The 26,965-nt window shown below is 72.7% G+C and carries 24 protein-coding genes; 13 read left to right on the top strand and 11 right to left on the bottom strand.

Annotation, left to right across the window (positions count from 1 at the left end):
* Window positions 1-32: 32 nt before the first annotated feature.
* From dapE to AUV07_RS17220, 3 genes are all read left to right on the top strand, one after another.
* Window positions 33-1,106, top strand: coding sequence for a succinyl-diaminopimelate desuccinylase (gene dapE, locus AUV07_RS02730; protein WP_062633664.1), 1,074 nt, complete (start codon window positions 33-35; stop codon window positions 1,104-1,106).
* On the top strand, window positions 1,088-2,305 hold the full coding sequence (locus tag AUV07_RS02735; RefSeq protein WP_062633666.1) for a hypothetical protein: 1,218 nt from the start codon (window positions 1,088-1,090) through the stop codon (window positions 2,303-2,305). Before dapE ends, AUV07_RS02735 begins: the two co-directional genes overlap by 19 nt.
* A 93-nt stretch (window positions 2,306-2,398) precedes the next feature.
* Entirely contained in the window at window positions 2,399-2,572 is a 174-nt protein-coding gene (locus tag AUV07_RS17220) for a DUF3117 domain-containing protein (RefSeq protein ID WP_071328210.1), read from the top strand.
* Window positions 2,573-2,653: 81 nt separating this feature from the next.
* On the opposite strand, the gene AUV07_RS02740 is transcribed toward AUV07_RS17220, so the two are convergent.
* Entirely contained in the window at window positions 2,654-3,292 is a 639-nt protein-coding gene (locus tag AUV07_RS02740) for an O-methyltransferase (RefSeq protein WP_025102959.1), read from the bottom strand.
* Window positions 3,293-3,382: 90 nt separating this feature from the next.
* On the opposite strand from AUV07_RS02740, the gene AUV07_RS02745 reads away from it, so the two are divergent.
* On the top strand, window positions 3,383-3,757 hold the full coding sequence (locus tag AUV07_RS02745) for a twin-arginine translocase TatA/TatE family subunit (RefSeq protein ID WP_025102960.1): 375 nt from the start codon (window positions 3,383-3,385) through the stop codon (window positions 3,755-3,757).
* 9 nt (window positions 3,758-3,766) lie between these two features.
* On the opposite strand, the gene AUV07_RS02750 is transcribed toward AUV07_RS02745, so the two are convergent.
* Genes AUV07_RS02750 through AUV07_RS02765 form a run of 4 tightly spaced genes read right to left on the bottom strand, consistent with a single transcriptional unit; the run spans window position 3,767 to window position 7,191 of the window.
* Window positions 3,767-4,261 carry a YcxB family protein gene (locus AUV07_RS02750; RefSeq protein WP_025102961.1) on the bottom strand — a complete coding sequence of 165 codons (495 nt, stop codon included), beginning with the start codon at window positions 4,259-4,261 and terminating at the stop codon, window positions 3,767-3,769.
* A 22-nt stretch (window positions 4,262-4,283) separates the two neighbouring features.
* Window positions 4,284-5,405 carry an Mrp/NBP35 family ATP-binding protein gene (locus AUV07_RS02755; RefSeq protein ID WP_062633668.1) on the bottom strand — a complete coding sequence of 374 codons (1,122 nt, stop codon included), beginning with the start codon at window positions 5,403-5,405 and terminating at the stop codon, window positions 4,284-4,286.
* Window positions 5,402-5,923, bottom strand: coding sequence for a DUF1003 domain-containing protein (locus AUV07_RS02760; protein WP_025102963.1), 522 nt, complete (start codon window positions 5,921-5,923; stop codon window positions 5,402-5,404). Before AUV07_RS02760 ends, AUV07_RS02755 begins: the two co-directional genes overlap by 4 nt.
* Window positions 5,923-7,191 (bottom strand): magnesium transporter MgtE N-terminal domain-containing protein, encoded by a 1,269-nt coding sequence (locus AUV07_RS02765; RefSeq protein WP_025102964.1) that lies wholly within the window; start codon window positions 7,189-7,191, stop codon window positions 5,923-5,925. Before AUV07_RS02765 ends, AUV07_RS02760 begins: the two co-directional genes overlap by 1 nt.
* A gap of 87 nt (window positions 7,192-7,278) precedes the next feature.
* Between AUV07_RS02765 and AUV07_RS02770 the strand changes: the two genes are divergently transcribed.
* On the top strand, window positions 7,279-8,007 hold the full coding sequence (locus AUV07_RS02770; protein WP_062633670.1) for a general stress protein: 729 nt from the start codon (window positions 7,279-7,281) through the stop codon (window positions 8,005-8,007).
* Complete coding sequence (locus AUV07_RS02775; protein ID WP_157523881.1) at window positions 8,004-8,681, top strand: alpha/beta hydrolase family protein; 678 nt, start codon at window positions 8,004-8,006, stop codon at window positions 8,679-8,681. The genes AUV07_RS02770 and AUV07_RS02775 overlap by 4 nt, the downstream gene beginning before the upstream one ends.
* Window positions 8,682-8,714: 33 nt before the next feature.
* Here the strand turns inward: AUV07_RS02775 and AUV07_RS02780 are convergent, their stop codons facing one another.
* Entirely contained in the window at window positions 8,715-10,136 is a 1,422-nt protein-coding gene (locus tag AUV07_RS02780; RefSeq protein WP_062633672.1) for an aminopeptidase P family protein, read from the bottom strand.
* Window positions 10,137-10,171: 35 nt separating this feature from the next.
* Window positions 10,172-11,194, bottom strand: a complete 1,023-nt coding sequence (locus AUV07_RS02785) for an endonuclease/exonuclease/phosphatase family protein (protein ID WP_062633674.1) — start codon at window positions 11,192-11,194, stop codon at window positions 10,172-10,174.
* 114 nt (window positions 11,195-11,308) lie between these two features.
* On the opposite strand from AUV07_RS02785, the gene AUV07_RS02790 reads away from it, so the two are divergent.
* Together AUV07_RS02790 and AUV07_RS02795 are read left to right on the top strand one after the other, a co-directional pair.
* The gene (locus AUV07_RS02790) at window positions 11,309-12,172 is read left to right on the top strand and encodes a PHP domain-containing protein (RefSeq protein ID WP_062633676.1); all 864 of its coding nucleotides are present in this window, start codon (window positions 11,309-11,311) and stop codon (window positions 12,170-12,172) included.
* A 62-nt stretch (window positions 12,173-12,234) separates the two neighbouring features.
* Window positions 12,235-13,143: a DUF817 domain-containing protein gene (locus AUV07_RS02795; RefSeq protein WP_062633678.1), complete on the top strand. Its 909-nt coding sequence runs from the start codon at window positions 12,235-12,237 to the stop codon at window positions 13,141-13,143.
* A gap of 6 nt (window positions 13,144-13,149) precedes the next feature.
* Here AUV07_RS02795 and AUV07_RS02800 read toward each other — a convergent pair whose 3' ends face one another.
* Window positions 13,150-14,670 (bottom strand): DEAD/DEAH box helicase, encoded by a 1,521-nt coding sequence (locus AUV07_RS02800; protein ID WP_062633681.1) that lies wholly within the window; start codon window positions 14,668-14,670, stop codon window positions 13,150-13,152.
* Window positions 14,671-14,863: 193 nt separating this feature from the next.
* Between AUV07_RS02800 and AUV07_RS02805 the strand changes: the two genes are divergently transcribed.
* Complete coding sequence (locus AUV07_RS02805; RefSeq protein WP_060923156.1) at window positions 14,864-15,577, top strand: ferritin-like fold-containing protein; 714 nt, start codon at window positions 14,864-14,866, stop codon at window positions 15,575-15,577.
* A 1-nt stretch (window position 15,578) separates the two neighbouring features.
* On the opposite strand, the gene AUV07_RS02810 is transcribed toward AUV07_RS02805, so the two are convergent.
* Complete coding sequence (locus tag AUV07_RS02810; RefSeq protein WP_062633683.1) at window positions 15,579-15,866, bottom strand: hypothetical protein; 288 nt, start codon at window positions 15,864-15,866, stop codon at window positions 15,579-15,581.
* 7 nt (window positions 15,867-15,873) lie between these two features.
* Window positions 15,874-16,098 (bottom strand): DUF3107 domain-containing protein, encoded by a 225-nt coding sequence (locus AUV07_RS02815; RefSeq protein WP_025102974.1) that lies wholly within the window; start codon window positions 16,096-16,098, stop codon window positions 15,874-15,876.
* Window positions 16,099-16,249: 151 nt separating this feature from the next.
* On the opposite strand from AUV07_RS02815, the gene AUV07_RS02820 reads away from it, so the two are divergent.
* Window positions 16,250-19,459: an ATP-dependent helicase gene (locus tag AUV07_RS02820; RefSeq protein ID WP_062633685.1), complete on the top strand. Its 3,210-nt coding sequence runs from the start codon at window positions 16,250-16,252 to the stop codon at window positions 19,457-19,459.
* A complete protein-coding gene (locus AUV07_RS02825; RefSeq protein WP_062633687.1) occupies window positions 19,456-22,938 on the top strand; it encodes an ATP-dependent DNA helicase in 3,483 nt (1,160 codons plus the stop codon). The genes AUV07_RS02820 and AUV07_RS02825 overlap by 4 nt, the downstream gene beginning before the upstream one ends.
* On the opposite strand, the gene AUV07_RS02830 is transcribed toward AUV07_RS02825, so the two are convergent.
* Window positions 22,884-24,230, bottom strand: a complete 1,347-nt coding sequence (locus AUV07_RS02830; protein ID WP_231868177.1) for a hypothetical protein — start codon at window positions 24,228-24,230, stop codon at window positions 22,884-22,886. The two genes, AUV07_RS02825 and AUV07_RS02830, sit on opposite strands and share 55 nt — an antisense overlap.
* 64 nt (window positions 24,231-24,294) lie before the next feature.
* Here AUV07_RS02830 and nudC point away from each other — a divergent pair, with 64 nt between their 5' ends.
* Together nudC and AUV07_RS02840 are read left to right on the top strand one after the other, a co-directional pair.
* Window positions 24,295-25,176, top strand: coding sequence for an NAD(+) diphosphatase (nudC, locus tag AUV07_RS02835; protein ID WP_062633691.1), 882 nt, complete (start codon window positions 24,295-24,297; stop codon window positions 25,174-25,176).
* Entirely contained in the window at window positions 25,173-26,894 is a 1,722-nt protein-coding gene (locus AUV07_RS02840) for an ATP-dependent helicase (RefSeq protein WP_062633693.1), read from the top strand. The genes nudC and AUV07_RS02840 overlap by 4 nt, the downstream gene beginning before the upstream one ends.
* Window positions 26,895-26,965: the final 71 nt, after the last annotated feature.

Raw genomic sequence — 26,965 nt, forward strand, 5'->3', positions numbered from 1 at the left:
TCCCGCATGACGGGCATCAGTAGGCTGGGGGCATGGTGCTCGATCTGACCGCGTCCTCCGCCGACATCACCCGCGCGATCTGCGACGTCCCGAGTGTTTCTGGCGACGAGAAGACACTGGCCGACCTGATCGAGGAGGCCGTGTCCGGTCTGCCGCACCTGGAGGTCATCCGGCACGGCAACACGGTCGTCGCCCGCACGGATCTCGGTCGGGCGCAGCGCATCGCGATCGCCGGGCACATCGACACCGTGCCCCTCAACGACAATCTGCCCACGCGCGACATCGAGATCGACGGCGTGCCGTATCTGTGGGGCCGCGGCACCGTCGACATGAAAGCCGGGGTCGCGGTGCAGCTCAAGCTGGCCGCCGAGCTCACCGACCCCGCGATCGACGTGACCTGGATGTGGTACGACAACGAGGAGGTCGCGGCCTCCCTGAACGGCCTCGGGCTTCTCGCCGCCGCGCGTCCCGATCTGTTCCAGGCTGATTTCGCCATCCTCGGGGAACCGTCGAACGGCCAGGTCGAGGGCGGGTGCAACGGCACGCTGCGAGCGATCGTGCGGACCACGGGCGTCCGCGCGCACAGCGCCAGGGCCTGGATCGGTGAGAACGCGATCCATCGCGCGGCGCCCATCCTCACCCGGCTGTCCGAGTACCGGGCCCGGGAGGTGCTGGTGGAGGGCCTGCTCTATCGGGAGGGGCTCAGTGCGGTCCGCATCGCGGGTGGAGTCGCGGGCAACGTCATCCCGGACGCCTGCGAGGTCGAGGTCAACTACCGCTTCGCGCCGAACAAGTCCGCGGCCGACGCCGAGGCCCACGTCCGGGCGGTCCTCGCCGGCTTCGACGTCGAGATCACGGATGCCGCCGAGGGCGCCCGCCCCGGGCTGGACGCCGACATCGCGCGCCGGTTCGTCGCGGCGGTCGGCGCGGAGCCGCAGCCGAAGTACGGATGGACCGACGTGGCGCGCTTCTCGGCCCTCGGCATCCCGGCCGTGAACTACGGGCCCGGTGACCCGCATCTCGCCCATCACGACGAGGAGCGTGTGCCGCTCGCCCAGATCGACGCCGTCGAGCGGGGTCTGCGCGCATGGCTCACGTCGCACTGACGCTCGCACGGCGCTGGGCGCGGATGCCGCTGGCTCTGCGCATCGGCATCATCTACGTCCTCGCACGGGTCGTGACGACCGGATTCCTCATCGCCGCGGCCTCCCTGTCCACGGTATTCTCGCGCTTCGGCGGCGACGCCGGTCTCGTGGACTTCGTCCTCGGATGGGATGCCCAGTGGTACTGGCAGGTGGCGGTGCACGGCTATCCCGCCGACCTCCCGCTGACCGACGACGGGGAGGTGGCCGAGAACGCGTGGGCCTTCATGCCCGTGTTCGCGTACGCCGCGAAGGCGTTGGGCTTCCTGTTCGGCTCCTGGGGCGCCGGAGCGCTCGTGCTCGCGCTCGTCGCCGGCTACCTGGCCTGTCTCGCCCTGCATCGTCTGCTCCGCGACCGCATCGGGAACGCGGCGGCGCTGTGGGCCGTCGTCTTCTTCGCCGCCGGCCCCCTGGGCGCCCTGTTCCAGGTCGGCTACGCGGAGACGCTCTTCCTGCTGCTGCTCTTCCTCGCGCTGGACGCGACGATCCGCCGGAACTACGCCTGGCTGTACGTGCTGATCCCGGTGCTGGGGTTCACTCGCCCCGGCGTGCTCGCCTTCGCCCTGTACCTCGGCCTGCACGGGATCCTCCGCTGGACGCACCGTCGCACGGATCCGCTCGGGGGCAGGGAGGTCGTGCACATCGTCGCCCTCGGCGCACTGGCGACGGCGACCGGGTTCGCGTGGCAGGTGATCGCCGGTGTCGTGACCGGGGACCCCGGCGCCTACCTCGCCACCGAGCTCGCCTGGCGCCGGCACTGGGTCACCGGGGGCGTCGAGGGGTTCGTGCCCTTCGAGGGCTGGGTGCAGGCATCGCAGTTCTGGTTCGAGCTGTGGGGCCTGCCGGCCGGCTGGGGGCCGGTCGCGCTCATCGTGCTCGTGGTCGCGGCGGCCGCCGCGCTGCTGCTGTCCCCGCAGGTGCGGGCGCTCGGCCCCGACCTCCGTCTCTGGAGCGCGAGCTACCTGCTCTACCTGCTCGCGGTGTTCTTCCCGCAGTCGAGCACGTTCCGCCTGCTGCTGCCCCTCAGCCCGGCGTGGGGTGCGGTCGCGGTGCCCCGGTCACGAACCTGGCGCCTGGGGGTGCTGGCACTGTGCCTCGTCGGCCAGTGGGTGTGGATCTACCACGTGTATGCCCTCGGCAGTACGTTCTGGCAGGTGCCCTGACGACGCGGGGGAGCGGATTGTGTCCCCGTGACGTCCACGGCGCGGTCGCACCCGATAAACTCGTCCCATACCACCGGAGGAAAGGGAGCCACGATGGCAGCGATGAAGCCGAGGACCGGAGACGGACCCATGGAGGCCGTGAAAGAGGGACGACTCATCATCGTGCGTGTTCCGCTCGAAGGAGGAGGCCGCCTGGTCGTCTCCGTGAACGACGCCGAGGCCAAGGAGCTTCACGACGTGCTCGGTGCCGTCGTGGCCCCGGCCTGATCGTACCTGGTCCGCTGCAGCGCGACCGAAGAGGGCGAGGGATCCGCGGATCCCTCGCCCTCTTCGCGTCGGCGGACCCGGTCAGGCCCGGTCGTCGAGGCGGATCAGCTGCAGCAGGCCCTCGCCCGCGGGCGAGACCGTGGCCAGCACCGCCGAGGATTCCTGCGTCTCCTGGACGAGCGATCGGTAGGCGGAGGTGACGTCGTCGCGCTGGACAGGGTCGGCCACCCGGCCCCCGGCGAGGATGCGCGGCACGAGCACCAGGCCGCCGGTGCGGGCGAGGCGGAGACCATGCGAGACGTACTCGATGACGTTCTCGGGGTCGGCGTCGACGAGGACGATGTCGTACGACGCCTCGTTCATGCGGGGGAGCACGTCGATCGCGCGGCCGGCGATGAACCGCGCGCGGGTGGCGGGCACCTTCGCGTCCGCGAACGCCTGACGGGCGGCGGCGAGGTGCTCGGGCTCGTTGTCGATCGAGGTCAGCACCGCGTTCGGGGCCCCGCGCAGCAGCCAGAGTCCGGAGACACCGGCGCCGGTGCCGATCTCGACGATGGAGCGCGCCGTTCCGGCGGCGGCGAGCACGGCGATCTGCGAGCCGACGACCGCGCTGATCGGGGCCGCTCCGAGCTCCACGGCGTGGGCGCGAGCGCGGGCGATGGTCTCCGGCTCGACGATGGACTCGCGAAGGAAGCGCGCGTTGGCGTCGTGCTCGCTCATGACCTGCCTCTCCCTGCGTGCATGGCTGATGTGTCCAGGGTATTCGCTCACCGCGCGCAGAGCCCGCAGGCGCGGCGGTAGCCTGGTCACATGACGTTCGGCCTCACCTTCGAGAAGCTGCTGCTCATCGGCCTGATCGCAGTGCTGATCATCGGCCCCGAGCGTCTGCCGCGTGCCGCGGAGGCCTTCGCGAGCATCGTGCGCAGGGCCGGCGAGTACATCCGCGACACGAAGTCCCGTGTGCGCGAGGAGATGGGACCGGAACTCGACGACGTGGACTGGCGCAAGCTCGACCCGCGGCAGTACGACCCCCGGCGCATCATCCGCGACGCGCTCCTCGAGGAGCCGGAGCCCGCGACCCCCGCGCAGGCGACGGCGACGATCGCCGAGCCGGTGGCCCCGCGCACGGCGCCGCCGACCTTCAGCGCGGAGGACCGCCCGCCGTTCGACAGCGAGGCGACCTGAGCCGTCCGGTCAGGAGATCCGCGTCCGCAGGGTCGCCAGCTCCTCGTCGCTGAAGAGCGAGCGCGGGATGGCGGTGGCGACGGAGGCGTCGCGCACCTTGAAGATCACGGCGTCCCGTCCGACGCGGAGACTCTGGAACGTGGCGTAGGGGATCTCGGAACGACGACGATCGCTTCCCAACTGCAGCCGATCCTCTTCGAGTGCGACCCACACGACGCTCTCCACCGGCATCGCGGCCCGCACGGCGCGACGGGCGCTCGAGGTGGTCAGGAGCACCGCGTAGGCGCCCAGTCCCACCGTGACCACGGGCATCCAGGCGACGATCGCGCTGACCTCGGCTCCTGTGGAGAGGAGGTCGTTGAGGGTGAAGACGGAGAGGACGAGGCCCGCCGCCAGCGCGACCCACATCACGATCGCGACGGGACGGGTGAGCGCGTAGACGGCCGCGTCGCGCGCCATCCTCCGCAGCAGTCCCTCATCCACGGTCACGGAGCGGTGCGGCATCCGTCCATCCTCCCACGCGTGCTCATCCGATCGACAGGGGCAGCGAGCGGCCGGACAGGCCCCGGCCCCGTCGGGCGAGGGCGGCGGCCATCGTGCGGATCGCCTGCGCGGCGGCGTCGTCCGGCGCCGAGGTGACGACCGGGACGCCCTCGTCCCCGCCCTGGCGGAGCGCCGGGCTGAGCGGGATGGAGGCGAGCAGGGGGACCGGCGCGTCGGGCGCGGACAGGGCCTCCGCGACCGCCGCTCCGCCGCCCGCACCGAACAGGTCGATGACGGTGCCGTCGGGGAGGGTGTACGCGGACATGTTCTCGATCACGCCGATCACGCGCTGACCGGTCTGACGGGCGACGAGTCCGCTGCGGATGGCCACGTCGGAGGCCGCCGCCTGCGGCGTGGTGACCACGAGCACCTCGGCGTGGGGGAGGATCTGCCCGATCGAGATGGCGATGTCCCCGGTGCCGGGCGGCATGTCGATGAGCAGGATGTCGAGGTCGCCGAAGAAGACGTCGGTGAGGAACTGCGAGACCGTGCGGTGCAGCATCGGTCCGCGCCAGGCCACGACCGACTCCCCGTCGCGCAGGAACATCCCGATCGAGATGGTCTTCACCCCGTGGGCCACCGGCGGCAGCATGAGGTCGTCGATGCGCGTCGGCTGCGTGCCGGCCGGGATGCCGAGCAGACCGGGGATCGAGAAGCCGTGCACGTCCGCATCGACCAGGCCGACGGCGAGGCCCTGATCGGCGAGGGCGACCGCGAGGTTCGCGGTGACCGTCGACTTGCCGACGCCGCCCTTGCCGCTGGAGACGAGGATGACGCGGGTGAGGGAGTCCGGCCCGAACGGCATGTGCCGCGCCGGACGACCCGCGCGGAGCCGTTCGGTGAGCGCCGTGCGCTCGGCCGGGGTCATCACGCCCACCTCGACCTCGACGCCCGTGACCCCGGGGACCGCGGCCGCGGCACCGCGCACGTCGCGCTCGATGCGGTCGGCGGCGGGGCACCCCACGATCGTCAGCACGATGCCCACGTGCGCCACGCCGTCTTCGACCGTGATGTCGCGCACCATGTCGAGGTCGCCGATCGGCCGCCGCAGCTCGGGGTCGGTCACCGCCGCCACCGCGGCTCTGACGCTCTCGGCCGCGGTCATGAGGCGGTGCCGCCTGCGGGCTTCTCCTCGGCGTCGCCCAGCTCGGCCAGCAGGGCACGGAGCTCCTGCCGCAGCACGTCGCGGGTGACCACCTGCGCGTTGCGCTCCTCCAGCGACATCCGCAGCGCGACGATCTCGCGGGCGAGGTACTCGGTGTCGGCGAGGTTGCGCTCGGCGCGCTGCCGGTCCTGCTCGATCTGCACGCGGTCGCGGTCGTCCTGGCGGTTCTGCGCGAGGAGGATCAGCGGTGCGGCGTACGAGGCCTGCAGCGACAGCATGAGGGTGAGCGCCGTGAAGCCCAGCGCGGCGTCGTCGAAGCGCACCTCGCGGGGCATCAGCGTGTTCCAGCCGATCCAGAGGATGCAGAAGAGGCTGAGGATGACGAGGAACGCCGGCGTGCCCATGGCACGGGCGACCCATTCCGTGAAGCGTCCGAAGCGGTCGCGTGAGGTCGACCGGGGGCGGGTGCTCGTCCGTCCCGGCGCGTCGAGGCGGGCGGCCCGCTCCTTGCGTGCCATCAGCGCGCCTCCGTCACGGGCGGGGCGACGTCGTCGCTGTCGTGCGTGCGCCAGTCGTCCGGCAGCAGGTAGTCGAGGACGTCGTCGATGCTGATCGCGCCGACGAGGCGGTGGGCCGCGTCGATCACGGGCAGGGAGACGAGGTCATAGCTGGCGAGCATACGGGCGACCTCGGCGGCGGAGGCGGTGACGGGCACCGGCTCGAGGCTGTCGTCGAGGATGGCGCCGAGCCGCTCGTGCGGCGGATAGCGCAGCATCCGCTGGAAGTGCACGAGGCCGAGCAGCCGCCCGGTCGGCGTCTCGAACGGCGGGAGCGTCACGAACACCGCTGCCGCCAGGGCCGGGTGCAGCTCGTGGCGACGGATGAGCGCCAGGGCCTCGGCGACCGTGGCGTCGGCGGACAGGATGATCGGCTCCGGGGTCATCAGACCGCCGGCCGTGTCGGGACCGTAGCGCAGCAGCATCCGCACGTCTTCCGCCTTCTCCGGCTCCATCCGCTGGAGCAGCTCCTCCAGCTGGGTGGGCGGAAGCTGGGCGAGGAGGTCGGCGGCGTCGTCCGGCTCCATCTGGTCGAGGATGTCAGCCGCGCGCTCCTCGCCGAGGCGGTCGAGGATGTGCACCTGCTCGTCCTCCGGCATCTCCTCGAGGGCGTCGGCGAGGCGATCGTCGGAGAGCTCCTCCGCGACCTCGATCATCCGCTGCTGCGGGAGGTCGAGGAGCGTGTTGGCGAGATCGGCGGCGTGCAGCTCGGAGTACGAGGCGACGAGCTGCTCGGCGGACTGCGACTCGCCCGGTGCGTGCTCCTCGGTGACCTCGCTCCAGGCCGCGAACGTCGTCGGGCCCTTGGCGAACGGCGACGCGCCGGTCTTCGGACGGCGCAGGAAGAGCTGACTGATCGCCCACTCGCCGAGACGGTTCGGCTCGATCGCCACGTCCTCGATCACCGCGGTGCCGCTGCCGTCGGTCAGGCTCACCCGCCGGCCCAGCATCTCGGCGAGGACGCGCACCTCGCCGGCGCGGGGAGAGAAGCGCCGCACGTTGATGAGGCCGGTGGTGATGACCTGCCCGGACCGGATCGACGTGACCCGGCCGATCGAGAGGAACACATGGCGCCGGCCGGGGATCTCCACGACCAGTCCGATCACGCGCGGGGCCGCGGTACTTCGATACACGACGACGACGTCCCGGACCTTGCCGAGCCGGTCGCCGACGGGATCGAAGACGGCGCACCCTGCCAGGCGCGCGGCGAAAACCCGTTGTGTGCTCACCCGACCAGCGTAGCCCGCGGCGTGCCGGGGCGGCTGTCGGGGCGGTCGCTCGGCCGGCCGCGAGGCACGACGTGGAAGAATAGCCGGATGAGCATGCTGAATCGCCCCGCGAGCGGCACGGACACCGGTGAGATCGTCGCCTCCATGCGCGACTACGAGAGCGCGCAGAAGGCGGTGTCGAAGCTGATCGCCGGAGAGGTCCCTGCGCGCGACATCGCGATCGTCGGGCAGAGCGTGCGGACGGTCGAGCGGGTGACCGGACGGCTCGGCTACGCCGCGGCCGCGCGCTCGGGCGCGATCAACGGGGTGCTCATCGGCCTCTTCCTGTCGGCGATCCTCGTCCTGGGCAACCCCGAGGTGCCGATCCAGCTGTTCGTCGGCTTCGTCCTCATCGGCGTCGCGGTGGGCATGCTGCTGAGCCTCATCACCTACGCCATCGTGCGTCGCCGCCGTGACTTCGCGAGTGTGACGCAGTTCGCCGCGGATCACTACGAGGTGACCGTGCAGCCCGGGTCGCTGGCGAAGGCGCGGCAGGTCCTCGGCGCGCAGCGGGTCGCCCCCGTGCGTCCTCCGGTGAACCTGGACGAGCCGCCGAAGTACGGCGAGCGGATCCCGCAGGGCGCTCCTGCTCCGGCCCCTGAGCCGGCTCCCGCTCCTGCCCCTGAGCCGACTCCTGAGCCCGGCCCGGCTCCTGCTCCGGCCCCTGAGCCTGCTCCTGAGCCCGGCCCGGCTCCTGAGCCTGCTCCCGCTCCTGAGCCCGGTCTTCCGCCGCGGCCCGCCGACCCGGAGACCGGCACCCCCGGATCCGTGCGGTGACCCTGGAGCCCTCCGCCGTCCGGATCGAGGTCGCCCTGCCCTCCGGCGTGACCCCGGTGTCCGCCGACTGGACGCCGGGCACCCGCGATGACGTCGTGCTGATCGCCCACGGGGCCGGAGCGGGGAAGGACCACCCGTTCCTCGTCGGCTTCGACCGGGCCCTCGCCGCGTCCGGCTACTCGACGCTGCGTTTCTCCTTCCCGTACGCCGAGCAGGGGCGCCGCATGCCCGGTCCCGCCGCCCATGCGGTCGCGACGTGGGAGGCCGCGGTCGCCGAAGCCCGTGCACGGGCGCCGCATGCGGCCGTGTGGGCGACCGGGAAGTCCTACGGCGGGCGCATGGCGTCCCTGGCCGTCGCGGAGGGGCTCGTCGTGGACGGCCTCGTCTACCTCGGCTACCCGCTCCACCCGCCGGGGCGTCCGGACAAGCCGCGGATCGCCCATCTCCCCTCGATCACCGTCCCGCAGCTCTTCGTGGAGGGCACCGCGGACCCGTTCATCCAGCCGATCGCCCAGCTCGAGGAGGCCGTCGCGTCCTGTCACGACGCGCGCGTGCACTGGGTCGAGGGTGGCGGCCACTCCTTCGAGGTGAAGGGCCGGCGGCGACCACCGGCGGACGTCGCCGCGGACCTGGCGCCCGTGGTTGACGCCTTCGTCAGCGCGCTGCGGGGGTGAGGAGCGGGGCCGCGGCCCCGCTCCCTCCCGTCGTCAGCCCTGCAGGCGCGCCATCCAGGCCTCGACCTCGTCGGCCGTGCGCGGGATGTCCGCGGAGAGGTTGACCGGGCCGTCCTCGGTCATCAGGATGTCGTCCTCGATCCGGACGCCGATGCCGCGCAGCTCGGCGGGCACCGTGAGATCGTCGATCTGGAAGTACAGCCCCGGCTCGATGGTGAAGACCATGCCCGGCGTGAGGATGCCGTCGTAGTACATCTCGCGGCGCGCCTGCGCGCAGTCGTGCACGTCGATGCCGAGGTGGTGCGACGTGCCGTGCACCATGTAGCGCCGGTGCTGGCCGCCCTTGTCCGCGTCCAGGGCCTCCTCGGCGGTGACCGGGAGCAAGCCCCACTCCGCGGTGCGCTCGGCGATCACGGCCATCGCCGCGGCGTGCACGTCACGGAAGCGGACACCGACCTTCGCCGCCGCGAAAGCCGCGTCGGCGGCCTCACGCACGGTCTCGTAGACGCGGCGCTGCACGTCCGTGAAGGTCCCGGACACCGGCAGCGTGCGGGTGATGTCGGCGGTGTAGAGGCTGTCCGCCTCCACGCCCGCGTCGACGAGGATGAGGTCTCCCGGCACGACCGTGCCGTCGTTGCGCGTCCAGTGCAGGTAGCACGCGTGCGGCCCGGACGCGGCGATCGTGTCGTAGCCCTCGCCGTTGCCGTCCTCGCGGGCGCGGCGGTGGAAGACGCCCTCGACGACGCGCTCGCCCCGGGCGTGCGCGACCGCGGCCGGGAGCTCACGGATGATGTCGTCGAAGCCCTGCGCCGTGATCGCCACGGCCCGGCGCATCTCGGCGATCTCGAAGTCGTCCTTGATGAGGCGCAGCTCGGAGACGAAACGCGTGAGGGCCTCGTCCTCGTCGAGGACGAGCTCGCCGTCGACCGGGGCGAACTCGTGCAGGTGCGCCGTGGCCACCTGAAGGTCGGCGGCGACGCCGGCCAGCGACGGGCGCGGGCCGATCCAGAACTCGCCGACGGTGGCGTCGGCGTAGAACTCGGTCGTGGTGCGGTCGGCGCGCTCGCGGAAGTACAGGGTGATGTCGTGTCCGTCGGACGTCGGCTCGAAGACGAGCACCGAGTCCGGCTCCGCGTCGGAGGCCCAGCCGGTGAGGTGCGCGAAGGCGGAGTGCGCGCGGAAGACGTAGTCGGTGTCGTTGCTGCGCTGCTTGAGCGAGCCGGCGGGGATCACGAGGCGCTTGCCGGGGAACGCGGCCGAGACGGCGGCGCGGCGGCGCTCGGCGTACGGAGCCTGGGCGCGCGGCGCGGGCAGCGTCTCCGGACGCTCGGCCCAGCCGGTGGAGATGGTGTCGAGGAAGCCCTGCGGGAAGGGCTGCTTGCGGTTGGTCGAGCTGTTCTCGACGGGGGCTTCGACGGTCTCGTCAGCGATCGTGTCGTTTTCTCCGGTGCTCATCCGTCCAGTCTCTCACCTGGAGGCCCCCGGCGTGATCAGCCGGCCGGCTCGAGCTGCACGATGAGGGCGCGATGATCGCTGCCCCCGGCGTCGTCGAGCACGGCGGAGCCCGTCGGGCGCCAGTTGGCCGACGCCATCACGTGGTCGATGGGAGCGCCGGCGAGGGCGGGGAACGAGCTCGGCCAGGTGCCGGACATCCCGTTGCCGGTCCGGGAGGCGACGTCGCGGCAGTACCCGACGTCGCCGCCGTCGATGCCGAGGGAGGCCATGTGATCCACGGTCGCGTTGAAGTCGCCGGCGAGGATGAAGTCACCTGCGGGGCACTGGTCGGCGATCCACTGCAGGTCGCTCTGCCACTGCTGCATCTCCTCCATGCGCGGCGCGACGGCATGCACGGCGACGATCGTGGGGCCATCGCCGTCGATGGGCATGAGCACGGCGCTGGGCACGGATCCGGTGTTGTTGCTCCCGTCCTTGGACGACTCGATGACGGAGTACTCGCCGAGCTCCGGAGCCACGAGCACGGTGGTCTGCCACGACTGCGGACCGTCCTCCACGTCCGGGCGGAACTGCACGTGGTGCACCCACATCGGATGCCCCTGCTCGCGCAGCATGAGCGCGATCCGCTCGCCGACCTCCTCGGTGGTCTCGGGCAGCGCCACCACGTCGGCTTCCTGCTCCAGGATCTCCTGGGCGATCTGCTCGGCGGAGACGGCTTCGCCCGCCGTGTTCCAGGTGAGCACCCGCAGGCTCGTGTCGGTCCGCGCGGGGAGGGCGGCCACGCCGAACCCCCGCGTCGCCCCGATCACCCCGGTCGCGGCGGCACCGAGCAGCGCGACGATCAGGATGGACGCCGCGAAGCCCCGCAACGGCCGGGCGAGCAGGAGCAGCAGCGCCAGCACCGCGATGACCAGGAAGCCGCCGAGCACGAGGCCGCGGGCGGCGACGAGCTGAGCGAACGGGTAGGTCTGCTCGAGGCGGAAGAACTGCGGCCACACGACGACCGCCGTCGCGATCGCGAACAGGACGGTCAGCAGGATCCCCAGGAGTCGAAACATCTCGTCCAGCCTAGAAGCGCCGCCTGTGAAGTCCCTGCCTCAGGACCGGCTCGTCGCCGCGATCGGTGTCCGGGATTCCGCGCCACGCGCGTCGGCGCTCGGTACGCTCGGAGGATGCCCGTTCCGCCCGCCGGTCCCGCCGACCTGCACCTGCATTCCAACCACTCCGACGGCACCGAGACGCCCGCCGAGGTCATGAGACAGGCGCATCGGCACGGGGTGCGGACCGCGGCGCTCACGGATCACGACCGCACCACCGGCTGGGCGGAGGCCGGCGACGCCGCCGTCGCCCTGGGCATGACCTTCCTCCCGGGCATGGAGCTCTCCGCCAAGCACGAATGGCGCAGCGTGCACGTGCTCGGCTACCTCTTCGATCCGGAGGATGCGGCGTTGCGGGCCGAGACCGACCGGATCCGGAACGACCGGATCGGGCGCGCGGAGCGCATCGTCCGCAACATCGGCCGCGACTACGACCTGCACTGGGACGACGTCCTCGCCCAGACGACGCTCGACGCGACGGTCGGCCGTCCCCACATCGCCGATGCCCTGGTGGCCCGCGGCATCGTGCGCGATCGGGGGGAGGCCTTCGACGGCATCCTGCACCCGCGGGAGGGCTATTACGAGCCCCACTACGCGCCGGACCCGCTGACCGCCGTGCGACTGCTCACCGAGGCGGGAGGCGTGGCGATCATCGCGCATCCCGTGACGGCGGGCCGTGATCGGATGATGCCGATGCCGTACATCGAGCGGCTGCTCGACGCGGGGCTGGCCGGGTTCGAGGTGGACCACCGAGAGAACACGGCCGCCGGCAAGCGGCTCCTTCGCGAGCTCGCGGAACGACACGACCTCATCGTCACCGGGTCCAGTGACTACCACGGCACGGGCAAGCCCAACGTGCCGGGGGAGAACACCACCGCGGAGGCCATGGTGGCCCGCATCATCGACCGCGCCACGGGCACCCCGCCGCGGCGTCCCTGAGCCCGGCGGACTGTCGGCGGTCTCCCGGCGTTCTGTCGACACCGACCGCTACGGTCCGAGGCATGCAACGTGCCACCTCCCTGGAGCGCCGCGTCGATGCGGCCGCCCGCCGTCTCCTCCGCGCGGTGCCGACGACGGGCTTCCGCGCCGGACTCGCCGAGTTCGTCGTGTTCGTGCTCAAGCAGGCGTGGGCGTGCGTGTTCGGCGCGGCGCTCCTGGTGGTGATCATCGCGGCCCGCCTCTGGTATCCCGACGACGCGGCGCTCGCCCGCAACGACGCCCTGACGATCGCGGCCGTCCTGATCCAGGTGGCGATGCTCGTGTTCCGGCTGGAGAGCGGACGGGAGCTCTGGGTGATCGTGCTCTTCCACATCACGGGGACCGCGATGGAGCTGTTCAAGACCGACGTCGGCTCCTGGGCGTACGCCGCGGACGGCATCCTGCGCATCGGCGGCGTCCCGCTGTTCAGCGGCTTCATGTATGCCGCGGTCGGCTCGTACATGGTGCGGGTGTACCGGCTGTTCGACCTCGGGTTCACCCGCTATCCGCGGCGGTGGATGACGGCCGTGCTGGCCGCGGCGATCTACGTCAACTTCTTCACCCACCACTGGTGGTGGGACGCGCGGTGGGTGCTCCTCGCCGCCGTGGTCGTGCTCTGGCTGCCCACGATCCTGCACGCGCGCGTGTGGCGCCGCACCATTCGCCTTCCGCTCCTGGTCGTGTTCGCCGGCGTCGCGGTGTTCATCTACCTCGCCGAGAACATCGGCACGTGGGCGGGCGCCTGGGCCTACCCGGACCAGGCGGAGGGATGGCAGCCGGTGTCGCTGAGCAAGCTCAGCTCCTGGTTCCTGCTGATGATCATCTCGGTCGTGCTCGTCGCCTGGGTCTACCCGCCGCAGGTCCCGGCCGCGCTCCTGCAGAACGAGGGGCGCCGCACGGAAGACCGTGCGGCGCCCCTCGGACGACGATGATGCGGATCAGGCGCCCGTGACGGGTGCCGCTCCGGTGCCGGAGCCGCCGCGACGACGGCGCCGGCGCCGCGCGGGAGCGGGCTTGCCGTCGTGGTGCTCCTTGCCGGCGCCGTCGTGCGTGCCGGCGCCCTCGGCGCCCCGGTCGGCGGCCTGCGCGGTCGAGCCCTCGGCGGACCCGCCCTCGGCCGCCCCTTCGGCGAAGGTCGAGCCGACGGGCGTGGAACCCGTGCGGCGGCGGCGACGGCGGCGCGTGCCGCCCTCCCCGGTCCCTTCAGCGGCGGCGTCGGCAGCGCGCTCCGGGCGGCGGGAGCGCTCGGTCTTGACCGCCTCCTTCTTCGGCGCGCTCACGAGCCGGCCCTTCGTCCCCTCGGGGATGTCGAGGTCGGTGTAGAGGTGCGGGCTCGAGGAGTATGTCTCGATGGGCTCGGGCTGGCCGAACTCGAGGGCGCGGTTGATGAGGGCCCACTTGTGCAGGTCCTCCCAGTCGACGAACGTGACGGCGATGCCGGTCTTCCCCGCGCGGCCGGTGCGTCCGGCGCGGTGCAGGTAGGTCTTCTCCTCGTCGGGGATCGTGTGGTTGATGACGTGCGTGACGTCGTCCACATCGATACCGCGCGCGGCCACATCCGTCGCCACGAGCACGTCCTTCTTGCCGGCCTTGAACGCGGCCATGGAGCGCTCACGCTGGTCCTGGCCCATGTCGCCGTGCACGCCGCCCACGTTGAAGCCGCGGTCGGTGAGCTCGTCGACGAGGCGCTGGGCCGCGCGCTTGGTCCGCGTGAAGATCACGGTCTTGCCGCGCCCCTCGGCCTGCAGGATGCGCGCGATGACCTCGTCCTTGTCGAGCGAGTGCGCGCGGTAGACGAGGTGCTTGATGTTCGCCTGCGTCAGACCCTCGTCCGGGTCGTTCGCGCGGATGTGGATGGGGTTGGTCATGAACCGCCGCGCGAGCGCGACGATCGGGCCGGGCATGGTCGCGGAGAACAGCTGGGTGTGCCGCACCGCCGGCACCTTCTGGAAGATCTTCTCGATGTCGGCGAGGAAGCCGAGATCGAGCATCTTGTCGGCCTCGTCGAGCACGACCTCGGTCGCGTTCGAGAGATCGAGCAGGCGCTGGCCGGCGAGGTCGATGAGACGACCCGGCGTGCCGACGACGATCTGCGCGCCGGCCTTGAGCTGATCGATCTGCCCCTCGTAGGCCTTGCCGCCGTAGATGGCGACGACGCTCGTGGAGCGGTTGCTCGTGAGGAGGTCGATGTCCTCGTAGACCTGCACTGCGAGCTCGCGGGTGGGGACGACGATGAGGGCCTTGACGCCCGGCTCCGGGTCTTTCCCGAGTCGCTGCACGACCGGGATGCCGAAGCCGAACGTCTTGCCGGTACCGGTCTTGGCCTGCCCGATGATGTCCTGGCCGGGGAGGCCGAGGGGAATGGTCTGCTCCTGGATCGGGAAGGCATCGACGATGCCCTTCGCTGCCAGTGCGTCGACGATGTCCTGATCGATGCCGAGTTCGGCGAAACTTGTCACTGTGTTCAGATGCCTGTCCGGCGACCTCGCGATCGCCTCGTAAACGGAGCCACGCCGTCTCGTGTGCCACAGGCGCGGGGCCCCGCTCCGACGGCGGGGACACGCCCAGCCTACCGGAGGGGTGGCTCCGGAAAGGGAGGGCGCCGTCGCCCGAGTATTGTGAACGACGTGGCCGACTCGGGAGGAACACCTCGTGGTTAAGTGGTTCTGGCAGCGCGATGCCGCGCCGCGACGCACCCTGGCGCTGCGAAGCCGCGGCGAGCAGAGCGATGCGACGCGTGTCGACTTCGCGGAGCTGGCGCCCGAGCTCGACCGGTTCCTCGGCCAGGCGGCCTACCTCCAGCTCGGGTACTTCGAGACGCTGACGCGGCTCATCCGTGCGACTCCCGAGCTGGCCGAGAAGGAGTCGCTGTCCCGGGCCGCCGGTGCCGCGCTCACCAAGCACCGGGGCATCGTCGACATCATCGCGGCACGCGGCCAGGACCCGACGCAGCTCATGCTCCCGTTCCGCGAGCACCTGGACGCGTTCCGGCGCAAGACCATCGGGGCGCGCCCGCGCGAGACCCTGCTCGCGGTCTACATCACGGCGGGCATGCTCGACGACTTCTACCTCGCCCTCGCCTCGAGCTACGGCGAGACGGGGCGGCGGGTCGCCGAGATCCTGCGCGAGGACGATGCGCGACACGAGATCGTCGCGATCATCCAGGAGACGATCGAGAGCGACGAGGAGTGGCGCTCGCTGCTGTCCATGTGGGCACGGCGCCTCGTGGGAGACACGATCCTCGTCTGCCGTGCGGCCCTGCGGCCGGAGCTCCTCGCCGTGGAGGAGGCCCGCATCGAGCCGGTGTACACCGAGCTCATGGGAGCGCACGCCCGCCGCATGGATGCGATGGGCCTCGCGTCCTAGGTCAGATCCCGAGCGCGACTCGCCTTTGCGCGTCGCCGCGTCGACGCCCTGCGGTGAGAGCCGCGGTCGCCAGCGCCGCGACGACCACCGCGCCGAGGATGCTCGCGAGCCATAGCCAGACGCTGTCCTCGCCCACGCCGGCCCATTGCATGCTCGTGTAGACGATCGCCGAGACGGCCGTCGCGATCGCCGGGGCGAGGGCGACGCCCCGCAGCTCGCGACCGCCGATCAGGAAGTGCGCGGCGATCCCGAGCACGCAGGCGCCGACGAGGGCGAGGAGGATGTACATGCGCGGGTCAGGCGACGAAGCCCACGCGACGCGACTCCTCGGTGCCCAGCTCGATGTAGGCGAGGTTCGCGGTCGGCACGATGTAGGAGTTGCCCTTCACGTCGGCGAAGCTCAGGTGCGAGGCGCTCTGCTCGAGTGCCGCGGAGACCTGGGTGCGGACCTCGTCCGCCGTGGCAGCGGTGTCGAAGCTCAGCTCGCGGCCGGTGTTGATGATGCCGATGCGGATTTCCACGGGTGCTCCTTGCAGGTCGTCGGACTCGCCCAACTCTATCGCGCAGCCGGTGGCGGAGACCGGTGACGGGGGCCGTTTCGCCCTGAGCGCACAACCTGCGAGGAGCCCCGCCCTCGACGCCGATGTCCGCGCCTCCCGATAGCGTGGAGGGATGATGTCGGATGCCGCGCAGCGAGCTGTGATCACGGCGCCGCCGACCGCGTCCGGCGTCGTGATCGGCGCCCCCGGCACGGGTAAGACGCGCACGCTCGTCGACCGGGTCGTGCAGCTCCTCGAGGTCGAGGGGCTGCGTCCGGAGGAGGTGCTGGCGCTCACCCCGAGCCGGCAGGCGGCCACCGCGCTGCGCGACCGCATCGGCGTGCGCATCGGCCAGGCGACGCCAGGGCCACTGGCACGCTCGCTCGGGTCGTTCGCGTTCCAGCTGGTCCGGGGGGCGATGGTCCGCGAAGGGGCCGAGCCGCCGGCGCTGCTCACCGGCGCCGACCAGGATCGCATCATCGCCGAACTGCTGGCCGGAGATGCCGAGGACGCCCGCATCTCCTGGCCGCCGGCGCTCAGCGAGCCCGTCCGCGCCTCGAAGGGCTTCCGCTCCGAGCTGCGCGCCTTCCTCGCGGAGTGCACGGAGCTGGGGGCAAGCCCGGCGGAGCTGCGCGCCACGGGCGACGCGGTGTGGACGGCGGCCGCCGACTTCGTGGAGGAGTACCGCGCGGTGCTCGACGCCCTGCGGGCCGCGCACCGTGACACCGCCGACCTCCTCAGCGAGGCGGCGGGGATCCTCCGCACCGCTGACGGCGCCACTCTCGGGCCGCTCGCACCCCTGCGGGTGGTGCTCATCGACGACGCCCAGGAGCTCACGCGCGGCGGGATCGGCGTGGTGCGCGCGCTCCGGGAGCGGGGCGTCGCAGTGCAGGCGTTCGGCGATCCCGACATCTCCTCCGGTGCCTTCCGCGGTGCCAGTCCCGAGCTATTCGCGCAGCTCACCGGCGCGCTCGGCACCGTGCACGTGCTCGACGGCGCGCACCGGCAGCGCCCCCTGCTGACCGCACTGACGCGCACGGTGACGCAGGCGATCGGGGCGTCAGGACGGGTCGAGCACCGGCGGGCGCCGGCGCCCGCGGCGGAGGACGACGAGGCCGAGGTGTCGACCTTCCTCGCCCCGTCGCCCTACGAGGAGTTCGACCGCATCGCCGGGGTCATGCGCGACTGGCATCTTCGCGCCGGGATCCCGTGGGAGCGGATGGCGGTCATCGCCCATGACACCCGTCAGGTCACAGCCCTCGAGACCGAGCTCGCCGCGCGCGAGATCCCGACGAGGGCCGCCGGTGTGCAGCGCCCGCTCGGCAGCGAGGGGATCGTGCGCGACATCGTCGGCATCGTCCGGCTCGCGCTGACCCCGGACGACGAGCGCACGGTGCAGGCCTGGGAGGAGGCGCTGCGCACACCGTTCGGCGGCATGGATGCGATCGCGCTGCGGCGGCTGCGCGCGCGGCTCCGCCACCTCGAGCTCGGGCAGGGCGGGTCGACCCCGGCGCGCGAGCTGCTGCGCGCGGCGATGTCGGCGCCGGCCACCCTCACGCTCATCGATGCGCCGGAGTCGCGGACCGCCGAGCGCTTCGCCGAGACGGTCGCCGGCGTCGCCCGTGCGGCGGCGGAGGGCGAGACGATCCACGACCTCCTGTGGCGCATCTGGGAGCAGGCCAGGGCCGTCGACGGGCGGCGGCTGCACGTCGCGTGGCGGGAGATCTCGCTGCTGCCCACCGGCGCCGAGACGGCGCGGTCGCTCGACGCCCTCGTGGCCCTCTTCGACGCGGCCAAGCGCTTCGTCGAGCGCACCCCGAACGAGCGTCCCGAGGTGTTCGTGCGCGACATCCTCGACAGCGAGGTGCCGGAGGACACGCTGTCGTCGCCCGAGCGGCCGGGCACGGTGACGCTGCTCACGCCGGCCACAGCGCTCGGCACGGAGTTCGACGCCGTGGTCGTCGCCGGGGTGCAGGACGGCGTGTGGCCCAACGTGCGGCTGCGGGGCGGGCTGCTCCAGACCTGGCGGCTCGCCGACGCGCTGATCGCGGCGCGCTCTGGCCTGCCGGCGGAGGTGCCCGGCGTGCTCGACCGGCGTCGCGCCGCTCTGCACGACGAGCTGCGCCTGTTCGTGCGGGCGCTCTCCCGGGCGCGCCATCGACTGCTCATCACCGCCGTGGACGACGACGACCTGTCGCCCAGCGCGTTCTTCGGATTCCTGCCGCCGCCCGAGCCGCCGGAGCGCCATGCCTCCGCGGAACACCCCCTCACGCTGCGCGGGCTCGTCGCGCGGCACCGTCGCGTGCTCACCACGGCCCCCGCCGAGCCGGCGCGGCGCGAGGCCGCCGCCCAGCTCGCCGTCCTGGCCAGGGAGGGGGTGCCCGGTGCGCATCCGCACGACTGGTACGGAGTGACGGCGCCGTCGACCGCGGCACCGCTCCGCGATCTCGCCGCGAACGGCGCACGGGTGTCGCCCTCGGCCGTGGAGTCGTATGAGGAGTGCGGGCTCAACTGGGTCGTCTCGGCCCTCGGGGGCGATACGGTCATGCCGCCGACGGCCGGCATCGGCACGATCGTCCACGAGGCGATGGAGCGCGTACCGGACGGCGATCTCGCGCGCATGCGGGAGATCGTCGAGGAGCACTGGCCGGAACTCGACTTCGAGACGGCGTGGATCGGACGCAAGGAGCGCCGCCGCGCCGACCTGTTCGTCGACCGGCTGCACAGCTACCTCGGCGAGGTGAGAAGAGACGGCGGGCGCGTCCTCGGCAGCGAGGTGGAGTTCCGGTTCGCCGTCGACGTGTCCGGTGCGACCGCCGAGCCCACGGTGCACCCGGTGGGAGAGGACCGCGGGCACCGTGCCATCGTGCACGGCTACATCGACCGGGTCGAGGCGTACCCGCCCGGTGCCGGCGAACACGGCCCGGCGCGCGGCCGCGGGTGGCAGACGATGGCCGGCGGGCCGGAGGGGACCACGGTGGTCGTCGACCTCAAGACCGGGAAGACCGATCCGGAGTCGGACGGCGGCGTCGTCCAGCACGCCCAGCTCGCGGCGTATCAGATCGCGGTGCAGGAGGGTCTCGTGCCCGGTGCCGCGCCGGGCTCGCTCGGGGGCGCGCGGCTCGTCATCGTCTCGAAGACGCTGGCCAAGAGCGACTACCGCGTCGCGCACCAGCACGCCCTGGACGCCGAGGCCCGATCGCAGTTCCTGCGCCGGGTCGCGGAGGTCGCCCGCGGCATGTCGGCGGCGAGCTTCACGGCTCAGGTCGAGGCGCACTGCGCCGACACCCAGCGCCGGGTGCATCCGTGCCGCATCCACACCGTGCCGGCGGTGAGCGCATGACCGCAGGACCCGCGGACGCCGTGCTCTCGGCGACCGATATCGCCGCCGCGCTCGGACTCCCGACCCCGACGCCCGCCCAGCAGCAGGTGATCGAGGCCCCGCTCGAGCCCGCCCTCGTCGTCGCCGGAGCCGGCAGCGGCAAGACGGAGACCATGTCGGCCCGGGTCGTCTGGCTCGTCGCGAACGGGCTCGTCCGCCGGGACGAGGTCCTCGGACTCACGTTCACGCGCAAGGCGGCGGGGGAGCTGGCGGAGCGCATCGGCGCCCGCCTCGCCGTCGTCGACGAGTACGGGCGGCGGGGTCTGCTCCCGCACCTCCCGGAGATCGTCGCCGGAGGAGCGCTGCGCCGGGTGGCGGACGCCGCGCCGGGGCGCCAGCGGGAGCTCGTGCGCGCGCAGGTCCTCGACGACCTCGCCCGGCAGCACGGCACGGGCGGAGAGCCGGCGGTCCGCACCGCCGACGACCTCCTCATCCGCCCGCGCGTGTCGACCTACAACGCCTTCGCGGACGGCATCGTGCGCGAGCACGCCGCCCGCATCGGCCGGGATCCGGATGTGGCGATGCTGAGCCAGGCGGCCTCCTGGATGCTGGCGCGGGAGGTCGTGCTCCGCAGCGACCTGCCGGAGCTGGAGGAGGTCGACTACGCCCTGGGGACGGTCATCGACGCCGTGCAGCGGCTCGCCGGCGAGGCCCTCGACCACCGCGTCGACCTCGCGGAGGCGGAGCGCCTCGCCGCGGCGCAGGCCGCGGCGTTCGAGCCCTACCGCTCCCACGCCGACGTCGAGAAGGCGGCGGTCAACCTGCGTACCCTCCCGACCCTGACCCGCCTCGTGCGGGACTACATCGCCGAGAAGGACCGCCGCGGCGTGCTCGACTTCGCCGACCAGGTCTCCGGCGCGTACGACATCGTCGAGTCCGCGCCGGACGTCCGCGCCGAGCTCCGAGAGCAGCACCGCGTGGTGCTGCTCGACGAGTATCAGGACACCTCGGTGATCCAGACGCGCTTCCTCGCGGAGCTGTTCCGCGACACGGCCGTCATGGCCGTCGGCGATCCGCACCAGTCGATCTACGGCTGGCGCGGTGCCAGCGCCGACAACCTCTACGCGTTCCCCCGGTCGTTCTCGAGCGCAGGCGGCGTGCGCACCTACAGCCTCATGACGAGCTGGCGCAACGATCGGAGGATCCTCGACGTCGCCAACCGGGTGCTCGAGCCTCTGCAGCGCCCCGGACTCGATGTGCCGCCGCTGGAGCCGCGGCCGGGCGCGGGGGAGGGCACGGTCGCCGTGCGCTATCCCTTCACCGTCGACGACGAGGCCGCCGAGGTCGCGGCCTGGTTCGCCGAACGCCGCGCCGCCCACGAGGCGACCTCGGCCTCCCCGCACACCGGCGCCATCCTGTTCCGGTCCAAGCGCCACATGCAGACCTTCGCCGGCGCGCTCGCCGCGCGGGGCATCCCGCACCGCATCCTCGGCCTGGGCGGCCTGCTGGCCACGCCCGAGGTCGTCGATGTGGTCTCGACGCTGCGGGTGGTGCACGATCCGACGGCGGGCTCGGCGCTGATCCGGCTCCTCACCGGCCCGCGCTTCGGCGTCGGGGTGGCGGACATGGCGGCGCTCTACGAGCTGGGGCGCGCACTCGCGGAGCGCGACACCGCCCTCATGCCCCTGCCCGAGGAGGTCAGGGCGCGGCTCCGCTCCTCCCGCGGTGCCGATGAGGCCGTCTCCATCGTGGACGCGGTCGACATCGTGCGCGCGGTCCGGGACGACTATCGCCTGCTGGAGGCGATCACGCCGGAGGGACGCGCCCGGATCCGCGCGGCAGGGGAGATGCTGGAGCGTCTGCGTCGCGCGTCGTCCCAGCCCATCCCGGAGCTCATCCGGCTCATCGAGCTGGAACTGCGGCTGGACATCGAGCTCGCCGCCAACGAGACCCGAGGCCCCGCGCGCGTCGCGGCCACCCAGCTGCGGGCGTTCGCCGACGAGGTGCGCGCGTTCCTCGCCGCCGACGAGCGCGGCACGATCGGCAGTCTCCTCGCCTGGCTCGACAAGGCCGAGAGCACCGACGAGCTGATGCCGCGTCCGGAGCCGCCGGAACCCGGCGTCGTGCAACTGCTCACGATCCACGGGTCGAAGGGCTTGGAGTGGGACGCGGTCGCGGTCGTGCGCCTCGTCGTCGACGAGCTGCCGGGACGCGTGTCCGACACCTCCGGCTGGTTCGGCTTCGGCGTCGTTCCCTTCGCGCTGCGCGGAGACCGGGATGCGCTCCCGCGCTTCGTCTGGGATCCGGAGGAGGCGATGGAGGGGGAGACCGACCCTGGCACGCGGCAGAAGCGCGCCCAGGCGTCGCTGTCGGGCGGTGTGACGAAGGCGAATCCGTACGGTGGCGCGCTCAAGCGCTTCAAGGACGCCTACCGGGAGTATCAGCGCCAGGAGGAGCGTCGCCTCGCCTATGTGGCGATCACCCGCGCCAAGAGCGATCTTCTGCTCAGCGGAGCCCACTGGGCGGGCCAGAAGGCGCCGCGCACACCGAGCCCGTACCTCCTCGAGGCCATCGACGTCCTCGGCCACGACGAGATCCCGCCGGTCGATCCCGACGAGAACCCGTACGACGGTCCCGGCGCCACGCTCCACTGGCCGCTCGATCCCCTCGGGGGGCGGCGTGCCGTGGTGACCGCCGCGGCCGCGATGGTCGAGGAGGCGCTGCGGGACGACGCCGTCATTCCGACGGAGGAGCTGCGCCGGCTCCTCGACGAGCGGGCGGCTCGCCAGCGCGGAACGGACGCGGAGGCTCCCACCCGCGTTCCCGCCTCCCGGTTCAAGGACTACGTCACGGATTACACCGGCACCCTGTCCTCGCTCGTGCGTCCGATGCCGGAGCGTCCGTACCGCCAGACCCGTCTGGGGACCCTGTTCCACGCGTGGGTGGAGCAGCGCTCCGAGCTCGTCGGTGTCGGGACCCGGGTCGATGAGGCGCTCTGGGAGATCGACGAGGACGAGCCCGAGGGCGACAGCGTACCGGGCGCTCCGGGGTCAGGGGCAGCGGCGGATGCCGCCGACCTCGCGGCGCTGCAGGAGACCTTCGAGCGGAGCGAGTGGGGGCCGCTGCAGCCCCTCGCCGTGGAGATCGAGATCGACTTCGCGCTGGGCGCCGGCCTTCCGGGGGCGGGTGCCGGCGCCACGGACGCGCACATCGTGATCTGCAAGCTCGATGCGGTGTACCGACGCGCCGACCGCGGCGGACGGATCGAGATCGTGGACTGGAAGACCGGGCGGGCGCCGCGGACGCCGCAGGAGCGCGAGGAGCGCATGCTGCAGCTCGCCCTCTATCGGCTCGCGTACCACCGACGGTTCGGTGTCCCGCTGGAGGAGATCGACGTGGCGCTGTACTACGTGGCCGACGACCTCGTCATCCGCGGGGATCGCGTCTACTCGGAGGAGGAACTCTTCCAGCGCTGGAGCGCCGCCCGCGCCGCGCGCTGAGCCTCCTCGGAGTCGTCGTCGGCTGCGGGTGAGGGCGAGGGGGCGGAGTACTCAGCTCGTCCGCTCCCGCGCGTCTCGGCGAACGCGTGGGCGACGCCGGAGAGGTCTTCGGTCTCGATGCTCGCCGCCGCGGCGCGCCGTTCCGCGTCCGGCTGTGACGGTGCATTCGCGGGCTCCTCCGCGTCCGTCGACGACGCCGCCGGGGCGTCGCGGTCGGCGTCGTCCGCCTCCGCCGCCCAGAGCTCTTCGGGGTTGTAGGCGTCGGTCTGCATCGAGGTGTCCACCTCGGGGGCGGCCGCCACCGGCACGCGGTCGAGCGCGTCCATCGCGGAGTCCACGTCCGAGCGTCGATCGCCGGGCACGCCGAGGTCGTCATGACGGAGGCCGTCGGCGAGAGCCTCGAGCAGCGCCGCGGCGTCCTCCACGATGTCCTCGCGCCGCAGCGCGTCGCCGTGGACGAGCCAGCGCGCGAACTCCAGCTCGGCGAGCAGACGCGCGCGGACCTCGAGCCCGGCATCGGGGGTGCGGTCCATGGCACGGGCGTAGGCGCCGTGCACGTCGGCCGCCGCGTCGGGAGCCGCGGACAGCCAGGAGAGATCGAGTGCCGGATCGCCGACCGCGAGACCGTGCCAGCCGATCACGCCGGTGACCTCGGGGCCGCGCTCGGGGTGGTCGTCGAAGAGGAAGGACGTCGCCTGCGCGCCGCCGAGCACGACGGTCGACTCGAAGCGCCAGAGGTCGTCGTCGGCGACGGCATCCCGCCACCGCACGGTGAGGCGGGCAGGGACGCGTCCGGTGGCGGCCGCGGTGTCGACGAGCCGCTCCAGTTCGGCGCGGCTCTCCTCGGCGCTGCGCATCACGAGCCCGGCGCCGCGGACGACCGACGTCGGCAGCCCGTGCACGGCGGCGATCGCGGCTCCCATGGACTCCGCCGCGCCGCGTCCGGCGGGCACCATCGACGCCTCGATCTGGAAGCCGGGGAGCAGCTCGGTCACGAGCGCACGCCCTTCGCCCACCCTGGTCTCGCCGATGTAGCCGGGGGCGCGGAACGGCAGCATGGCACGCGCACCGTCGGTGAGGGCGCGCAGCGCCAGGGCCTCCGCCGCCAGCTCCCGCGCCGCGTCATCGTCGTCTGCGACGCGGATCGCGAGTTCCCGGCCGTCGGCGAGCGAGGCGACGGCGGAGTCGAAGCGCCCGTCGCCGTCCGCAGTGAGCGCCCGGGTGCCCGTGACCTCCGCGCCGGGAAGTGCGGCCGTCACCGCCGCGGCTAGAGTGAATGGAGAGCGTCCCATGCCCCCAGGGTAGGTCGGCTCAGGGGCGGTCCCGCCTCCGCCACGCCCGTGAAAGGGGGAGTCGATGAGCATTCCGCGCCCGTTCTTCGACCGCGCCGCCGAACTCCGCGAGGAGGAGGGCGTGCTCGAGCGTCTGCGCGACGACGCGGGCTCGCGCGTCGTCGTCGTCCGGGAGGGACGTGTGCGCGTGGCGGCCTCCGCGCTGCTGCGCGTCTCCGCGGACGAGGTCGCGGACGGGACATGGGCGCTGCTCGGCCGGGATGCCGACGGCGCGGCGCTCCTGCTCGCCGCGCTGCCGCCGGAGACCGATGCGCTCGACACCGCGCCCGACGAGATCTGGCTCGGGCTCCGCGACCTCGGCGGGCGCCTGGACGCGGGGGAGTCCGAGGTCCTGGTCGCCGCCGTCGCCCTGGCCGGCTGGCTCCGCGACGCCCCGTTCTGCCCCACCTGCGGCGGAGGGACGGAGCTGCGCACCGCGGGCTGGTCTCGACGGTGCCTGGTGTGCGGGCGCGAACACTTCCCGCGGACCGATCCCGCCGTGATCGTCGCCGTCGAGAGCGCGGACGGCGAGCGGCTGCTGCTCGGCGCCAACGCCAACTGGGGCGGACGCATGTACTCCTGCTTCGCGGGTTTCACCGAGGCGGGCGAGTCCCTTGAAGCCACCGTGCACCGGGAGATCGAGGAGGAGTCCGGCGTGCGGCTGTCGGCCCTCCGCTACGTCTCCTCGCAGCCGTGGCCGTTCCCGCGGTCGCTCATGGTCGGCTTCCGGGCGGTCGTCGAGGACGACGCGGCGGCGCGCCCGGACGGCGAGGAGATCATCGACGTCCGGTGGTTCACGCGGACGGAGATCGGCTCCGCGCTCGCGGGGAACGGTCCGGTCGGACTCCCGGGGCCGGCCTCGATCGCGCGGGCCCTCATCGTCGACTGGTTCGAGGAGCGCCCGTGAGCGCACTCGATGCCCTCGACGAGCGGCAGCGAGCGGCGGCCTCGGTCCTGCGGGGCCCGGTGGCGGTGCTCGCGGGGGCCGGGACGGGCAAGACCAGGGTCATCACGCATCGCATCGCGCACGGGGTGGACACGGGTGCCTACTCGCCGTCGCGCGTGATGGCGGTCACGTTCACCGCGAAGGCCGCCGGCGAGCTCCGCGGCCGCCTGCGTGCGCTCGGGGTCGAGGGCGTCGCCGCCCGCACCTTCCACGCGGCGGCCCTCGCACAGCTCAACTTCTTCTGGCCCACCCTGGCCGGTGCGCCCGCGCCGTCGATCATCGACAACAAGGTGCGCCTGCTGGGCCAGGCCGCCGATGCCATCCGCCTGCGTCCGAGCACGGCGACCCTGCGCGACATCGCCGCGGAGATCGAGTGGCGGAAGGTCTCGATGATCTCGATCGACCGGTACGCCGAGCTCGGTCGCCCGATCAGCGGGATCGACCCCACGCAGCTCGTGGAGCTGATGCGCGGCTATGAGGCGCTCAAGGACGAGCGTCATCAACTCGACTTCGAGGACGTGCTGCTCGCCTGCGCGGGGATGCTGGAGACCGAGCCCCGGGTCGCGGCCGCCGTCCACGAGCAGTACCGGCACTTCACCGTCGACGAGTTCCAGGACGTGTCGCCGCTCCAGAACCGGCTCCTGGAGCTCTGGCTGGGCGATCGGCACGACATCTGCGTGGTCGGCGACGCCAGCCAGACGATCTACTCGTTCGCCGGGGCGGAGCAGCGCTTCCTCCTCGAGTTCGAGCGGCGGCACCCGGACGCGACCGTCATCCGTCTCGAGACGAACTACCGGTCCCAGGCCCCCATCCTGACGGCGGCGAACGCCTTGATGCACGGCAGGCCCGGCGCGCTGGAGCTGGTCCCGGCCCGGGAGCAGTTCACGGCGGAGCCGCCGACGGTCACCGCGTACGACACGGAGGCCGAGGAGGCCGCGGGCATCGCCGCCGGCGTCGCGGCCCGGATCGCCGGGGGCGCGTCCCCGGCGGAGATCGCCGTGCTGTATCGCGCCCATGCGCAGTCCGCGGTGCTCCAGCAGGCGCTCGCCGCCGAGGGCATCGCCACCTCGGTGCTCGGCGGCACGCGGTTCTTCGCCATGCCGGAGGTGCGGCAGGCGATCCTCGCGCTCCGTGCGGCGGCGGTGGCGCCGACCGAGCACGGATTCCTGCCCGGGGTGCGACGGGTGCTGCGCGAACTGGGGCTCACCGAGGAGCCTCCGGCGGCCGGGGGAGCCCAGCGCGACGGGTGGGAGGCGCGGCGTGCCATCCTCCGTCTCGCGGAGGAGGCGGGGCCGGAGACGACTCTGCGGTCCTTCAGCGACGAGCTCATGGCCCGCGCGAAGGATCAGCACGAGCCGACGATGCGGACGGTGACGCTGTCGACGCTGCATGCCGCGAAGGGCCTGGAATGGCCGCACGTGTACCTGGCCGGATGGGCGGAGGGCTCTCTGCCGATCTCCTACGCCACGACGTTCGAGGCCGTCGACGAGGAACGGCGTCTGGCCTACGTCGGGGTCACGCGGGCTGCGCGCACGCTGGAGCTGTCGTGGGCACGGACGGCGGGGCGCGGCGAGCGGGCGCCGTCGCGGTTCCTGGCGGAGATGGGCACGACGGCGCGCGGCACAGGCATTCTGCGCGAAACCGCACCGAACGCCACGCGATCCCGCCGTCCGCGCTGACCCTGGCGATGCGCGCCGGAACGGCCGCGCGCAGGAGATGCGCGGCGACGGCCCCGGCGGCAGCCACCCTG

Origin of the sequence: Microbacterium sp. CH1 (assembly GCF_001595495.1) — a bacterium.
Classification (GTDB): domain Bacteria; phylum Actinomycetota; class Actinomycetes; order Actinomycetales; family Microbacteriaceae; genus Microbacterium.

Coding starts and splice junctions, on each gene's coding strand:
- AUV07_RS02820 (WP_062633685.1), top strand. CDS start 16,250: ATGATGTCGGATGCCGCGCAGCGAGCTGTGATCACGGCGCCGCCGACC.
- AUV07_RS02825 (WP_062633687.1), top strand. CDS start 19,456: ATGACCGCAGGACCCGCGGACGCCGTGCTCTCGGCGACCGATATCGCC.
- AUV07_RS02760 (WP_025102963.1), bottom strand. CDS start 5,923: ATGGCACGCAAGGAGCGGGCCGCCCGCCTCGACGCGCCGGGACGGACG.
- AUV07_RS17220 (WP_071328210.1), top strand. CDS start 2,399: ATGGCAGCGATGAAGCCGAGGACCGGAGACGGACCCATGGAGGCCGTG.
- AUV07_RS02750 (WP_025102961.1), bottom strand. CDS start 4,261: ATGCCGCACCGCTCCGTGACCGTGGATGAGGGACTGCTGCGGAGGATG.
- AUV07_RS02810 (WP_062633683.1), bottom strand. CDS start 15,866: ATGTACATCCTCCTCGCCCTCGTCGGCGCCTGCGTGCTCGGGATCGCC.
- AUV07_RS02745 (WP_025102960.1), top strand. CDS start 3,383: ATGACGTTCGGCCTCACCTTCGAGAAGCTGCTGCTCATCGGCCTGATC.
- AUV07_RS02780 (WP_062633672.1), bottom strand. CDS start 10,136: ATGAGCACCGGAGAAAACGACACGATCGCTGACGAGACCGTCGAAGCC.
- AUV07_RS02735 (WP_062633666.1), top strand. CDS start 1,088: ATGGCTCACGTCGCACTGACGCTCGCACGGCGCTGGGCGCGGATGCCG.
- AUV07_RS02830 (WP_231868177.1), bottom strand. CDS start 24,230: ATGGGACGCTCTCCATTCACTCTAGCCGCGGCGGTGACGGCCGCACTT.
- AUV07_RS02790 (WP_062633676.1), top strand. CDS start 11,309: ATGCCCGTTCCGCCCGCCGGTCCCGCCGACCTGCACCTGCATTCCAAC.
- AUV07_RS02785 (WP_062633674.1), bottom strand. CDS start 11,194: ATGTTTCGACTCCTGGGGATCCTGCTGACCGTCCTGTTCGCGATCGCG.
- AUV07_RS02770 (WP_062633670.1), top strand. CDS start 7,279: ATGAGCATGCTGAATCGCCCCGCGAGCGGCACGGACACCGGTGAGATC.
- AUV07_RS02795 (WP_062633678.1), top strand. CDS start 12,235: ATGCAACGTGCCACCTCCCTGGAGCGCCGCGTCGATGCGGCCGCCCGC.
- AUV07_RS02740 (WP_025102959.1), bottom strand. CDS start 3,292: ATGAGCGAGCACGACGCCAACGCGCGCTTCCTTCGCGAGTCCATCGTC.
- nudC (WP_062633691.1), top strand. CDS start 24,295: ATGAGCATTCCGCGCCCGTTCTTCGACCGCGCCGCCGAACTCCGCGAG.
- dapE (WP_062633664.1), top strand. CDS start 33: ATGGTGCTCGATCTGACCGCGTCCTCCGCCGACATCACCCGCGCGATC.
- AUV07_RS02755 (WP_062633668.1), bottom strand. CDS start 5,405: ATGACCGCGGCCGAGAGCGTCAGAGCCGCGGTGGCGGCGGTGACCGAC.